Genomic DNA, 12,851 nt, shown 5'->3' with positions numbered 1-12,851 from the left:
GATGGACGACGAATCCGCACATATGACCGATGGCAGTACCGCCTCGGCGAGGGCCGACGACTTCGCCTATTCACCTCTGCTGCCCACCGAGGGCGATGGCCCGCGGATGCGCGGGCTCGACATCGGGGGAGTGGAGACGACCACCGTCGAGGTGGGCGGGACTTCGCACTCGTTCCTTACAGTGGCGCCGGAGACCCTGTCCGACCTCGCCGAGATCGCCTTCAAGGAGATCTCGCACTACCTTCGCACAGATCATCTGGCTAGCCTGCGCGCGATCATCGACGATCCGGAAGCCAGCGACAATGACGTCTTCGTCGCCCTCGACCTCCTGCAGAATGCCGCGGTCTCGGCCGGGGAGATCCTGCCGATGTGTCAGGACACGGGCACGGCGATCGTCTCGGCCAAGCGCGGACCGAACGTGCTCACCGACGGCGATGATGCCAGGCATCTGTCGCGCGGAATCGGCCGTGCCTACGAGGAACTCAACCTCCGCTACTCGCAGTTGGCGCCGACGAGCCTGTTTGAAGAGACGAATACCGGCACCAACCTGCCCGCCCAGATCGAAGTGGGGTTGAGCCCGCACGACGACTATGAGCTGCTGTTCATGGCCAAAGGCGGAGGCAGTGCGAACAAGTCCTTCCTCTACCAGGAGACGAAGGCCGTGCTCAACGAGTCGGCGATGCTCGGCTTCCTCGCCGAGAAGATCTCCACTCTCGGCACTGCGGCCTGCCCTCCTTATCATCTGGCCGTCGTCATCGGCGGGCCGTCGGCCGAGTTCACGCTCAAGACCGCGAAACTCGCCAGCGCCCACTACCTCGATGATCTGCCGGAGACCGGCGACACTGAATTGGGACACGGATTCAGGGACCGGGAATTCGAGCAGACCGTCTTCGAACTCACCCAGAACCTCGGCTTCGGTGCACAGTTCGGCGGCAAGTACTTCTGCCACGACGTCCGCGTCGTCCGTCTGCCCCGACACAACGGATCCCTGCCGATCGCGATCGCCGTAAGCTGTTCGGCCGACCGGCAGATCATCGCCCGCATCAACGCAGACGGCGTGTTCATCGAAGAGCTCGAACACGATCCGGCGAGGTTCCTGCCGGCGATGGGCCGCGTCGAGGAGATCGAATCCGGCAATGTCACTGCCATCGACCTCGACCGTCCCATGCCGAGTTTGCAGGCGCAGCTGTCCGAATTGTCCGTCGGTGACCGTGTGTCGCTGACGGGAACGGTCGTCGTCGCCCGCGACATCGTGCATGCGGAGCTGCGCGACCGCCTCGACGCCGGTGGGGAGCTTCCCGACTATGTCAAGGACCATCCGATCTACTATGCGGGGCCGGCGAAGACGCCCGAGGGGATGCCTTCGGGGTCGTTCGGTCCGACCACCTCGTCGCGGATGGACACCTATGTGCGCCGGTTCCAGGAGGCCGGCGGGTCGATGATCATGCTCGGCAAAGGCAACCGGTCCGCGCAGGTGAAGAACTCCTGCGCCGAATTCGGCGGCTTCTATCTGGGATCGATCGGCGGCCCGGCCGCCCGGCTGGCGCAGGACTGCATCACCTCGGTCGAGGTCCTCGATATGGAAGAGCTCGGGATGGAGGCAGTGTGGAAGATCCACGTCGAAGACTTTCCAGCGTTCATCATCACCGACGACAAGGGCAATGACTTCTTTGACAGCACCGGTCCGCCGACGCTCGGCCTCGGCCGGACCCGGACGGTGCGCGACGGCATCCGACTGGACTGAACTTTCCAAATGACGAACGAACAGAGGATTTCACCATGGCAGTGAGCAATGAAGAGCAGATGATGATCGATCTGGTCGCCGAATTCATCGACGAGCAGGTCAAGCCCAGCGTCAACAAGGTCGAGCACGCCAATGAGTATCCCGAGGCGTGGATCCAGACGATGAAGGATATGGGCATCTACGGGCTTGCCATCGACGAGCCGTGGGGGATGGGCAAGGTGTCGACCGAGGCGTATGCGCTCATCACTCAGGAGCTCGCGCGCGGGTGGATGTCCCTGGCCGGTGCCATGGGCGGGCACACAGTCGTCGCGAAGCTCCTCCAGGAATACGGCACGCAGGAGCAGAAGGACAAGTACCTGCCGCGGTTGGCCACGGGTGAGCTGCGGGCGACGATGGCGCTGACCGAGCCCGGCGGCGGATCCGATCTGCAGGCCATGCGCACAACAGCTGCCAAGGACGGTGACGACTACGTCATCAACGGGTCGAAGACGTGGATCACGAACGCCCGGAAATCCGATCTCATCGCACTGCTGTGCAAGACCGACCCGGAGGCGGAACCCCGTCACAAGGGCATCTCGATCATCCTCGTGGAGAAGGGAGAGGGTTTCACCGTCTCCCAGGATCTGTCGAAGCTCGGGTACAAGGGCGTCGAGACCTGCGAACTGTCCTTCGACGGACTGCGGCAGCCGCAGTCGCAGCTGCTCGGTGAGACCGAGGGCGTCGGGTTCAAGCAGATGATGAAGGGCCTCGAGATCGGCCGCATTCAGGTCGCGTCCCGGTCCCTCGGCGTCGCTCAGGCCGCGCTCGATGATGCGGTGAAGTACTCGCAGGAACGCGAGTCCATGGGCAAGCCGATCTGGAAGCATCAGTCGGTGGGCAACAAGCTCGCCACGATGGCGACGAAGCTCGAGGCCGCCCGGCAGCTCGTCCTCCACGCTGCCCGCACCTATGATTCGGGTGCACGTGTGGACATGGAGGCCGGAATGGCGAAGCTCTACGCCTCGGAGATGGCCGCCGAGGTGGCTCTTGATGCCATCCGTGTCCATGGCGGTTACGGATATTCCACCGAGTACGACGTCGAACGCTACTACCGGGACGCTCCGCTGATGATCGTCGGCGAAGGCACGAACGAGATCCAGATGAACGTCATCGCCAAGCAGCTCATCGGCCGGAACAAGGCCTGAGGAAGGACCACAACACATGACCCACAGACCCCGTCCGCGTCCGGACACTCCGCACATCATGACCGAGGAGCGCCTCGAGATCCAGGCGCTCGCCCGCGAGTTCGCCCGTGATGTCGTCCTGCCCATCGCCAACGAACTCGACCCTGTTGAAGGGCAGTTCCCCGAGTCGATGGTCAAGCAGATGGCGGAGATGGGGTTCTTCGGCATCCTCATCCCCGAAGAGTACGGGGGACTGGGGCTTGGTGTGTTCGAGTACTGCCTCGTGGCTGAGGAACTCTCCCGTGCCTGGATGTCGGTGGCCGGGCTGTTGGCTCGCGGCAACGGCATGGGTGGTGGATTCTCGCCCGAGCAGGAGGCACGTCTGTTGCCGAAGGTTGCCAGTGGTGAGTACCTCGGCGCCTTCGCCCTGTCTGAGGCTGAGGCTGGGTCGGATGTGGCGAACCTGCGGTGCAAGGCCGAGCGCAATGCCGATGGTGGTTGGGTCATCAACGGCACGAAGATGTGGTGCACGTATGCCGATCAGGCCGACTACATCATCCTCTTCGCCCGCACCTCCACAGAGGAGAAGCGACATCGGGGGATCTCGGTGTTCCTCGTCGAGAAAGAACGCGGCACCTTCCCCGAGGGGATCTCCGGGGCGCCAGCGAAGAAGATCGGGTACCACGGGTGGAAGACATGGGAGCTGTCGTTCGACAACTTCGTCCTGCCTGCCGATGCCCTCCTCGGTGAGGAAGGCCGCGGTTTCTACCAGGCGGTGTCCGGTCTCGAAGTGGGCCGCGCCCATACGGCGGCTAGGTCGATCGGGTTGGCGCAGGCGGCACTTGAGGACTCGATCAAATACCTGAAAGAACGCGAGCAGTTCGGCCATCCGTTGGCTGATTTCCAGCATCTGCGGTTCAAGGTCGCGGACATGGCCGCTCAGATCGAGGCGTGCCGGCAACTGATGTACCACGTGTGCACGGAGATCGATTCGGGTCGTCGCTGTGACAAGGAAGCGGCGATGGTGAAGTACCTGGCCGGAGAGATGAGCGAGAAGGTCACCTCGGAGGCGCTGCAGATCCACGGTGGTGCCGGGTACACGAAGGACTTCGCCGTCGAACGCCACTGGAGAGATGCCCGGCTGACGAAGATCTTCGAGGGCTCGTCGGAGATCCAGATGCGCATCATCTCCGACGAACTCTTAGGCCGCTGAATTACTACCTGACGGCGGCCTAGCAACCTGGCGCCAGGTATCTGCGCCGCCGTCACGTAGTAATTAGCAGGTTGTGGGTGCTTTTCACGAACTACCGATTGGAATTTGACTGCGATGAGTGAGACGAACCTCCAGGACTGGGTCGGCCGCAGCGCCACCGCCGCCGAAACCGCCGACGGGGAACGAGCCGCACGCCTGGCGACCCTGCTCGGCCATGACGGGGACCCGGCTGCGCCGCTGTTCCCGCTCGGGCACTGGCTGCACTTCTCCGAAGACGATGTGCCGATGAGCGACCTCGGAGCTGACGGGCACGCGGCGCTTGGTGGTTTCATGCCGCCGGTGCCGTTGCCCAGGCGGATGTGGGCCGGCAGCGACCTGATCTTCCACGCTCCGATTCTGCCCGGGCAGACGATGGAACGGACGACGACGATCGAGTCGATCACGGAGAAGATCGGCAGCACCGGTCCGCTGTGTTTCGTCGTGCTGCGTCACGAGATCACCGCCGACGGGAAGCCTGCCACGACGGACCGGCACACGATCGTCTACCGCGAAGCGACCTCGGCGCCCGAGGGATCGGCGGCCAAGCCCCCTCGGACGGATTCGCCTGCCGCGGAAGGCTGGGATTGGACGCGTACGGTCAGGCCGAACGAGGTCATGCTGTTCCGCTACTCGGCGCTGACGTTCAACTCCCACCGCATCCACTACGACCACCCGTACGTCACCGAGGTCGAGGGCTACCCCGGCCTCGTCACGCATGGTCCGTTGACCGCGACACTGCTGTTGGACGCGTTAATGTCCACCCACCCCGAGGCGGCTGTGACCGAATATCGATTCACGGCGAAGTCCCCGTTGTTCGCGAACGAGCAGATCCACCTCGTCGGCAGAGAGACCGAACCCGGCGTGCACGAGCTGCAGGCCATTGCCCCGGGTGGGAAGACCGCGATTGCCGCCACTGTGACGACGAAGAGCTGAGGAGCACCACTATGTCCGATACCCGCCCCGCACCCCTGACCGGCCTCAAGATCGTCGAGATCTCTGCCTTCGTCGCAGCTCCGCTGGGGTCGATGACGCTCGCGCAGCTCGGCGCCGATGTCATCCGCATCGACCCGATCGGCGGGAACATCGATGCGAATCGGTGGCCGATCAGCGATGACGGCACGAGCATCTACTGGGCGTCCCTGAACAAAGGGAAGCGCTCGGTCACACTCGACCTCAAGTCCGAGGAGGGGCAGAAGATCGCGACCGACCTCATCGCCGAGGCGGGCACCCTCATCACGAATCTGCCCGCTCGCGGGTGGTTGAGTTATGAGAATCTCAAGCAGCATCGCGAAGATCTCGTCATGCTCCGCCTAGGCGGGTGGCACGACGGTTCCCCGGCAGTGGATTACACGGTGAATGCGGCCAGTGGTTTCCCGACCATCACCGGTGACGACGAGCATCCGGTCAACAACGCGGTGCCGGCATGGGATGTCGCTGCGGGGCTCTATATTTCCAATGGGATCATGGCTGCCGAGCTGGATCGTCGTTCCTCGGGCAAGGGGCAGGAGATCACCCTGGCGCTGTCCGATGTCATGCTCGCGACAGTCGGAAACCTCGGCTATATCGCCGAGGTGCAGGCGACGGGCAAGACCCGAGGAGCCTTGGGCAACGGCCTCTACGGTGCATACGGTCAGTCATTCGAGTGCTCAGACGGCCGTCAGGTGATGGTCGCCGTCATTTCGAACAAGCATTGGCGAGGTTTGGGAAAGGCGACAGGCTTGAGCGAGAAGCTCGAGATGATCGGACCACTGCTCGACGTCGACCTGAACACTGAGGGCGGCCGGTTCGAGGCTCGGGAAGCCATCGATGCGGTCGTGCGGCCGTGGTTTGCGACGCACACTGCGGCTGACGCCGAGGAGGCGCTCAAGGCTGCCGGCGTTTTGGTCGGTGGTTTCCAGTCGTTCGAGGAACTCGTGACGACTGATCCGCGGTGTTCGCTGGAGAATCCGCTGTTCAGCGAGATCGATCAGCCCGGGGTCGGCAGGGTGCTGGCACCACGGGTCCCGTTGCGGTTCGACGGGACACCGGTGGCGGATGCCAAGGCTGCGCCGCAACTTGGCGGCGACTCCGAGGCGGTGCTGGGCTCACCGAGACTGCTGGGCAGGCCCGCGAAGGCTTGACGCGATCTCTGCAGCACGATTGCGCAGAGGATTGACGACAGAGGACTCTAACGCGGAATGATCAAACCGAGTCGCCGGAAAGACGGTGGACAGGGCGATTGAGGGCGAGTGGACCCGAGGAATGAGTACCGCGACTCCGCCCATCCCGACGTCCAGTTCGTCTGCCGAAGTCGACCAACCTCGTTCGCCGGCGGTGCGCACCTGCAACTGGAATTCTTGTTTGTCGGTCACGGTCCACGGTGTGTACTGCTTGAACACGGCGTTGTCCAGATACTGTTCGAAATCCTTGGAGTTCATGTCCGATAGGAGAATCCTTCCCGCCGAAGTGACGTGGGCTGGGGAGCGGCCGCCGACCGGGACGCTGACATGCATTGGTCGTGGGGCAACGGCACGAGCGATGTAACGGACGTCGGTGTCGTCGAGAACCGCGAGTAGAACTGATTCCCCGAGTTCTCTGCTGAGCGCTTGGAGATGCGGCTCGGCAAGCCCGACGAGTTCGAGACTTGAAAGGTATGAGAACCCTAGGTCGAGAACCCTTGAGGTGAGTGCGAAGCGCCTTCCGCGCTGGGTCATGTACCCCAAATCCACGAACGTGAGGAGGATGCGCCTCACGGTTGCCTTCCCGAGCCCTGTGGCCTCGGCAGCTTCAGTGAGTGTGCGATCCGGATGTTCAGCGTCGAAAGCACGCAGCACGGCGAGCCCACGTTCGAGGGACTGCAGGAAATAGTCGGGGCGTTCGGTGTCTGTAATGGGGAGCTCCTGAAAACATCGGCTGGTGCTCAACCGTGGGCATTGCCTTCGCCGCGGGCGTTGACAACGTGAACCAGTGTGAATATAGTCCTGTGCGCTATACGAATAATAGTTCGCTCAGAGAAACTTGTCTAGGGTTCCCTCAATGACGTAAGGAATCATGATGTCCACATCAGAGTTCACCCCGGTGGCGCAAAAGGCCGCTCGTCGAGCCGCATTTGGCAGCTTCGCCGGAGCTGTCATCGATTGGTATGACTTCATCCTCTACGGATTAGTCGCCGCGCTGGTTCTTAACACCGAGTTCTTCCCAGAGATCAGTCCCGTCGCCGGGACCCTCGCTGCGTTCGCCACGTTTGGAGTCGGTTTCCTCTTCCGTCCCCTCGGCGGAGTGGTCTTCGGGCACTTCGGCGACCGAATCGGTCGAAAGAAAATGCTGGTTCTCACAATGATCCTCATGGGGTCGGCTACCGCCCTGATCGGCGTTTTGCCCGCTTACGCGACGATCGGCTGGGTGGCACCGTTGCTGCTAGTCATCCTGCGTGCGGTGCAGGGTTTTGCCGTTGGTGGCGAATGGGGCGGGGCAGCCCTGCTGGCAGTGGAAAACGCGCCACGTGCAAAACGGGCTTTCTACAGTTCGGGAGTTCAGGTCGGCTACTCTGTCGGACTGATTCTGGCCACGGGGTCCGTACTTATAATCCGCCATTTCACCACAGACGAGCAATTCGTACTCTGGGGATGGAGGATACCGTTTGTTGCCAGCGTGCTGCTCGTTATCACCGGCTTGATCATTCGTTCCAAAGTCGAAGACGACTCCGGGGTCGCCGCGAGAGTAGCGGCGGCGGAGCGAGAGGCCTCGATCTCCCAGAAGCGACGCATTCCCCTGTTCGAAGCCCTGCGAGCTCATCCCGGAGCGTTCGTACGTATCTTCGCAATGCGTTTGGCGGAACTTATCTCGGGTTACATAGTCATTACGTTCGCGGTTTCATATGGATCGACATACGGCGGCTTCAGCGAAGATTTCATGCTCAATATAGGCCTTGTGGTCGGCTCCCTGGGCATCGTTACGATACCGACTTTCGCATTCCTCTCCGACCGCTTCGGCAGACGCAATGTCTACCTCATCGGCTCACTGGTCGGAGTGGTTGGGGCAGCACCATTCTTCCTCGCCATCGAATCGGGTTCGACGATTGCGGTCGTCATCGCCGCCGTCATCTTGTTCAACATTGCCCATGACATGGTCGTCAGCGCCCAGCAACCACTGTTTACCGAGATGTTCGGTGCCGAATTCCGCTATAGCGGAGCGGGAGTCGGGTATCAGGTTGCCAGCGCAATCGCTGGCGGGTTCACTCCGTTCATTGCGACTGCCCTGGTGGCTGCGACCGGCGGCTCGTGGTATCTAGTGGCGGTCTATTTGGGCGTCGGCTGCCTTATCTCTTTCATCGCGGCGCTGAAGATCCGCGGATCCCAACAAAAGGAAGAAGTAGCACATGAGTCAACACCAGTCTGAGCTGACACCTGCCGGGCGACTGCGTAGATTGATCGAATCCGGCACAACCATCGCGGCACCCGGAGCCTATGACTCCTTTAGCGCGCGGCTGGTTGAAAGGGCAGGATTCGACGCCGTGTATCTCACTGGACTCGGCGCGACCGCCAGTCGACTGGGCACCCCTGACCTGGGACTGCTGAGCCAGACCGAGATGACTGAGCATGCGCGAAACATGACCCGTGCGGTCTCGATCCCGGTGATTGCCGATGCCGACACGGGATACGGTGGCCCGGCGAACACTGAACGCACTGTGCGCGAGCATGTGCAGTCAGGAGTCGCAGCGATCCACCTCGAAGACCAGATGCTTCCCAAACGTTGCGGTCAACTCGGTGGACTGAGGCTTGTCGATGCCGAAGCACATGTTCGAAACCTCCGGTGTGCTCTCGACGCCCGCGGCAGTGACGATCTGCTCATCATCGGCCGGACGGACGCCAACGGCCCTCTCGGAACCGCTGAGGCGGTACGACGTGCCAAGCTCTATCAGGATACGGGCGTGGACCTGGTGTTCGTCGACGGCATCACGAAAATCCGTGAGGTCGAGGAAGTAGCCGCGCAGGTCCCCGGGCCGAAGGTCGTCTCTATCGTCGATGGCAATGAAACGACGGCGCTGACTATCCGCGACCTCGACGAACTCGGATTCAGCGTGGTGTTCTACGCAGTGACGGCACTCTTCACCGCGACTCGAGCGGTATCGGACACTCTCACCGCACTTCGGGAACATGGCGCTCCCGGGCATGGACCAGCCTCGGCGAGCTATGCGGAATTCGCTGAGGTCGTCGACCTTCCGGCCTTCGAACATCTTGACCACGACTACGGAAATGAGAACAGGAAATGAAGGGCACGGTCGTTGTCACGGATTTCGAGTTCGCTGATCTCGAATTGGAGAGGGAAATCCTCGATGGTGCGGGCTATAAGCTGGTCTCGGCGCAAGCGAGTTCGCCGGGCGAACTCTTGGAGGTCTGTGCGCATGCCGATGGGGTCATCAATCAGTATGCTCAGATCACCGCCGAGGTGATCAAGGGTCTGAAATCGGCCAAAGTGATCTCACGCTACGGCATCGGTGTCAATACGATCGATGTCGACGCAGCGACGAGAGCCGGCATCGCCGTGGCAAACGTGCCCGACGGATCGCTCCATGAGGTCTCCGAGCATGCTGCCGCGATGATCCTCTCCCTCTCGCGCGGGTTGAACGAGTTGGGGAATTCCGTGCGCTCAGGTCGCTGGGACTACACAGCGGCCGGAAGGCTCTTCCGCCTTCGTGGACGGACACTGGGGCTGATCGGGTTCGGCCATATACCGCAGACCTTGGTTGGCAAGCTCTCCGGTTTCGGACTCAATGTCCTTGCTTACGATCCATACGCCGACCCGACCGTGGCTGAAGCTCTCGGGGTGCGGCTGGTGAAGCTCGATGAGCTGCTGGCAGCCTCCGCTTTCGTATCGGTCCACGTTCCACTCACCGCTGGCACAAAACACCTCATCGGCGCTCGTGAACTCGGCATGATGCGCTCGGACGGAGTGCTCATCAACACCTCCCGTGGGCCTGTTGTCGACGAGAAAGCGCTTGTGGTTGCACTGAAGTCCGGACAGATTGCCGGTGCTGGGCTCGATGTGTTCGAGACTGAGCCGATGCCTGCCGACCATCCGCTTTGTACCCTTTCGAATGTCGTGTTGAGTCCTCATGCAGCCTGGTACTCCGAAGACTCCGAAGCCGAGATCAGGCGCAAGACAACCGAGAATGTCGTCGAAATCCTCAACGGACGTGAATGTGCTCGTCTGGTCAACAGAGTCTGAGCGCGTCGAAGTCCCCGTTCTCCACTCGAAGTGGTGGAAGAACGGGGACTTTTCGACGCAACACGGCCGCTGCTACTTGCATTTGGAACTGAGCGACGTGTGCAGAGTAGCTCTGAGGCAGAAGGAATGCTGAAGGTGAGACCGAACGGATCCTCCCTGGGGCAGATACGGAGAGGACATTGGGGAATTACTCGGCAGTACCTCACTCCTTGGCTGGACAATGTGCAAGAAGCATTACTGACCCCGATTGCCAGGACTTCGGTGAGGAATGCGCAATGTGTCCAGCGCATCGAAGAGAGCGTGCCGGTACCACGCGTAATCGTGGCCGCCCGGGTAGATGCTCAGATCCACTTCGGCGCCGGCAGATCGTGCTGCCTCGGCGAACATCCGTGACTGATCGACCATGCCGCCTTCCTCACGACCCACATGAAGCAGGAAGTGGGACCCGGAGAGCGTCGAATCCGGTGTTTGCAGCTGTCTGGTGAGATCTCCGGGCTCGACGTCATCGCGAGCGTCACGGACGGTGCGATGCCAGAACGATCCCGACCCGATGATCGCGGTCCCGAACCGGTCCGGGCGATCACAGGCGAGTCCGGCGGCGGCGAGGCCACTGTAGCTGTGTCCGACGACCGTCACCTCTGACCCCAATCGAACGTCGAGGTGGCTCTCCATCTCGGGGAGGGCCACCTCGGCGATGGTCCTCTCCATGAACCGGCGGTCGTCGAGGTTGTCCCGGTCCGGCGTCGAGACCACTGCGAATGCGACGGTCGGCCTGTTCCACCGGGCGATCGCAGCCGGGAGATCGAGGCTGTTTAGCCAGACGTCGCCGTCGAGCAGGACGACGAGGCGGTTACAGGGCTTCCCCGTCGAGCCGATAATCGAGACGCGCCGTCCATCCGGCATGAGGAGCGTAGACATCGGAGGACGACGAGTCCCCGGGTGCGGCCGTGCCCAGACATCTCGACGCCAGGCGGCATCGGGACCGATGAGTACCGAAGACGTGACCTCGGACCCGAACGGACTGTGGATTCGGTCGTGCACGTCAGGGTCGGGGAGTCCGGTGGCGCAGAGAGCGCGGAGCTCGTCGAGCGACGGCGATACGCCGTTGTGGGGAGATGATGCAGGGATGGACCGGGTACGGCGCAGATAACGGTACGAGAGCTCGACGTCGGAGGGGAGTTCGACGGTCAGAGATCGGCGGACGTCCTCGTGCTCGATGGGGCGGAGGATGAGGTGGTCGATGCCGGGCCACGAGGAATGGAGGAGGAAATCGATGTCGAGGATGACATCGATCTCCGTATCGGGTTCGTCGACGGCGAAGGTTACGGCCATGGACGCGGCACCCGGGGAATGTCTGATCGTGTGCATTCACCGAGTCCTGTGCGGTCCGGGCCGAAGAGGGCGGGTCATGATGCCTTCGGTGCCGTCTCTTCGAGCAGTGGCAGGACCGCTTCGAGGTCGTCGAGCGAGCTGAGCACTCCAGGCTGCGGGATGGACGAATCGTGGCCCTTGGGCAGCGGAATGTAGGTGCCGTTCTTCACAGCAGGCAGCGATTTGAAGAGTGAGGAGTCTTCGAACTTCTCCCGCTGCCCGTCTTCGAGGAGCGAGTGATAGCCGATGACGACGATATCTGCGTCGAGGAGGGAGGTCTGCTCCTCGCTGACGACATCTTTCGGGTACTCCTTGCCGAACTTCCCGTGCTCGGGCCCTGGCTGGAATCCGAGCTGGGTGAAGAACCACGAGGCCTCGGTGTCGGGCACCGACATGTAAGTCACCTGAGTGGGATAGACGACCGCGTAGTTGAGGGTCAGGTCGGCGAATTCGGGATTCTCCTCCCGTGCCTCGGCGAAGGCATCCTCGACTGCTTGGACGTTGTCCTTGCCTTTCTGCTCGCGGTCGAGGGCCTGGGCAACCAGCTCGTGGCGGTTCTCCCAGTTCGAGTCGGTTCCCTTGGGCAGAGCCACGACGGGTGCGATCTCGGATAGGGTGCCGTAGCTCTTCTCGAGATCCCAGTAGCTCGCGGCGAGGATGACATCGGGATCGAGTTCTGCGATGGCTTCGTAGTCAAGCTCAGCGTAGGGGTCGAACAGCGGGTCGATCCTCTTGACCGGGCTCGTCGACTTGGCCTCCTCGAGCGCGTCCTGTTCGTAGTCGTAGAGTTCCTCGGCGTCTCCGGCGGGCTTGAAGGAACCGACGGGGACGACGCCAAGGGCCAGCGCATCGTCGAGATCGCCGATGGCGACAACTCGCTCCGGTGCTTCCTCGAGGGTAGTCGAGCCGAAGGGCGTGTCGAGCTTCAGTGGATATTCGGTGGTCCCCGCAGACTGTGTCGCTTCGGATTCCTGGGTATCGCTCGGGGTGCCACAGCCGGCCAGCGAAACGACGAGGACAGCGGCGGTAATTGCGGCAGCGGCGCGGCGGGGCTGCGGATGACGAAGAATAGCGAAGGTGCGCATCAGGACTCTCAAAGGTTGGGGAGCAGGAG

At 62.2% G+C, this 12,851-nt stretch carries 11 protein-coding genes; 8 read left to right on the top strand and 3 right to left on the bottom strand.

Translation table 11 applies throughout. The annotated features are described in order from the left end of the window. The first annotated feature begins 1 nt into the window (after position 1). From HK401_RS07205 to HK401_RS07185, 5 genes are all read left to right on the top strand, one after another. Positions 2 to 1,744, top strand: coding sequence for a FumA C-terminus/TtdB family hydratase beta subunit (locus HK401_RS07205; RefSeq protein WP_258234065.1), 1,743 nt, complete (start codon positions 2 to 4; stop codon positions 1,742 to 1,744). A gap of 35 nt (positions 1,745 to 1,779) precedes the next feature. Next, entirely contained in the window at positions 1,780 to 2,928 is a 1,149-nt protein-coding gene (locus tag HK401_RS07200) for an acyl-CoA dehydrogenase family protein (RefSeq protein ID WP_181273992.1), read from the top strand. 16 nt (positions 2,929 to 2,944) lie between these two features. Continuing rightward, complete coding sequence (locus tag HK401_RS07195; protein ID WP_181273991.1) at positions 2,945 to 4,120, top strand: acyl-CoA dehydrogenase family protein; 1,176 nt, start codon at positions 2,945 to 2,947, stop codon at positions 4,118 to 4,120. Between the two features lie 114 nt (positions 4,121 to 4,234). After that, on the top strand, positions 4,235 to 5,092 hold the full coding sequence (locus tag HK401_RS07190; RefSeq protein WP_181273990.1) for an HTD2 family dehydratase: 858 nt from the start codon (positions 4,235 to 4,237) through the stop codon (positions 5,090 to 5,092). Positions 5,093 to 5,103: 11 nt separating this feature from the next. After that, positions 5,104 to 6,279, top strand: a complete 1,176-nt coding sequence (locus tag HK401_RS07185; RefSeq protein WP_181273989.1) for a CoA transferase — start codon at positions 5,104 to 5,106, stop codon at positions 6,277 to 6,279. Here the strand turns inward: HK401_RS07185 and HK401_RS07180 are convergent. After that, positions 6,244 to 7,062, bottom strand: coding sequence for an IclR family transcriptional regulator domain-containing protein (locus tag HK401_RS07180; RefSeq protein WP_181273988.1), 819 nt, complete (start codon positions 7,060 to 7,062; stop codon positions 6,244 to 6,246). The two genes, HK401_RS07185 and HK401_RS07180, sit on opposite strands and share 36 nt — an antisense overlap. Before the next feature lie 130 nt (positions 7,063 to 7,192). Here HK401_RS07180 and shiA point away from each other — a divergent pair, with 130 nt between their 5' ends. From shiA to HK401_RS07165, 3 genes are read left to right on the top strand one after another with little or no spacing between them, the layout of a single operon-like run. Continuing rightward, positions 7,193 to 8,536 (top strand): shikimate transporter, encoded by a 1,344-nt coding sequence (shiA, locus tag HK401_RS07175; protein ID WP_181273987.1) that lies wholly within the window; start codon positions 7,193 to 7,195, stop codon positions 8,534 to 8,536. Beyond that, the gene (locus HK401_RS07170) at positions 8,517 to 9,410 is read left to right on the top strand and encodes an isocitrate lyase/PEP mutase family protein (protein WP_219921792.1); all 894 of its coding nucleotides are present in this window, start codon (positions 8,517 to 8,519) and stop codon (positions 9,408 to 9,410) included. The genes shiA and HK401_RS07170 overlap by 20 nt, the downstream gene beginning before the upstream one ends. Further along, positions 9,407 to 10,366 carry a C-terminal binding protein gene (locus tag HK401_RS07165; RefSeq protein WP_181273986.1) on the top strand — a complete coding sequence of 320 codons (960 nt, stop codon included), beginning with the start codon at positions 9,407 to 9,409 and terminating at the stop codon, positions 10,364 to 10,366. Before HK401_RS07170 ends, HK401_RS07165 begins: the two co-directional genes overlap by 4 nt. Before the next feature lie 234 nt (positions 10,367 to 10,600). On the opposite strand, the gene HK401_RS07160 is transcribed toward HK401_RS07165, so the two are convergent. Then, positions 10,601 to 11,734, bottom strand: a complete 1,134-nt coding sequence (locus tag HK401_RS07160; RefSeq protein ID WP_181273985.1) for an alpha/beta hydrolase — start codon at positions 11,732 to 11,734, stop codon at positions 10,601 to 10,603. A gap of 38 nt (positions 11,735 to 11,772) precedes the next feature. Beyond that, positions 11,773 to 12,822, bottom strand: coding sequence for an ABC transporter substrate-binding protein (locus tag HK401_RS07155; RefSeq protein WP_181273984.1), 1,050 nt, complete (start codon positions 12,820 to 12,822; stop codon positions 11,773 to 11,775). Positions 12,823 to 12,851 lie beyond the last annotated feature (29 nt).

This window comes from Brevibacterium oceani (assembly GCF_013623835.1).
GTDB lineage: Bacteria > Actinomycetota > Actinomycetes > Actinomycetales > Brevibacteriaceae > Brevibacterium > Brevibacterium oceani.
This window is presented reverse-complemented; position numbering and strand designations above follow the sequence as displayed.

What these genes read in the sequence shown, in the direction of transcription:
- HK401_RS07200 (WP_181273992.1), top strand. Translation starts at nt 1,780, where the DNA reads ATGGCAGTGAGCAATGAAGAGCAGATGATGATCGATCTGGTCGCCGAA.
- HK401_RS07155 (WP_181273984.1), bottom strand. Translation starts at nt 12,822, where the DNA reads ATGCGCACCTTCGCTATTCTTCGTCATCCGCAGCCCCGCCGCGCCGCT.
- shiA (WP_181273987.1), top strand. Translation starts at nt 7,193, where the DNA reads ATGTCCACATCAGAGTTCACCCCGGTGGCGCAAAAGGCCGCTCGTCGA.
- HK401_RS07205 (WP_258234065.1), top strand. Translation starts at nt 2, where the DNA reads ATGGACGACGAATCCGCACATATGACCGATGGCAGTACCGCCTCGGCG.
- HK401_RS07185 (WP_181273989.1), top strand. Translation starts at nt 5,104, where the DNA reads ATGTCCGATACCCGCCCCGCACCCCTGACCGGCCTCAAGATCGTCGAG.
- HK401_RS07170 (WP_219921792.1), top strand. Translation starts at nt 8,517, where the DNA reads ATGAGTCAACACCAGTCTGAGCTGACACCTGCCGGGCGACTGCGTAGA.
- HK401_RS07165 (WP_181273986.1), top strand. Translation starts at nt 9,407, where the DNA reads ATGAAGGGCACGGTCGTTGTCACGGATTTCGAGTTCGCTGATCTCGAA.
- HK401_RS07190 (WP_181273990.1), top strand. Translation starts at nt 4,235, where the DNA reads ATGAGTGAGACGAACCTCCAGGACTGGGTCGGCCGCAGCGCCACCGCC.
- HK401_RS07195 (WP_181273991.1), top strand. Translation starts at nt 2,945, where the DNA reads ATGACCCACAGACCCCGTCCGCGTCCGGACACTCCGCACATCATGACC.
- HK401_RS07160 (WP_181273985.1), bottom strand. Translation starts at nt 11,734, where the DNA reads ATGCACACGATCAGACATTCCCCGGGTGCCGCGTCCATGGCCGTAACC.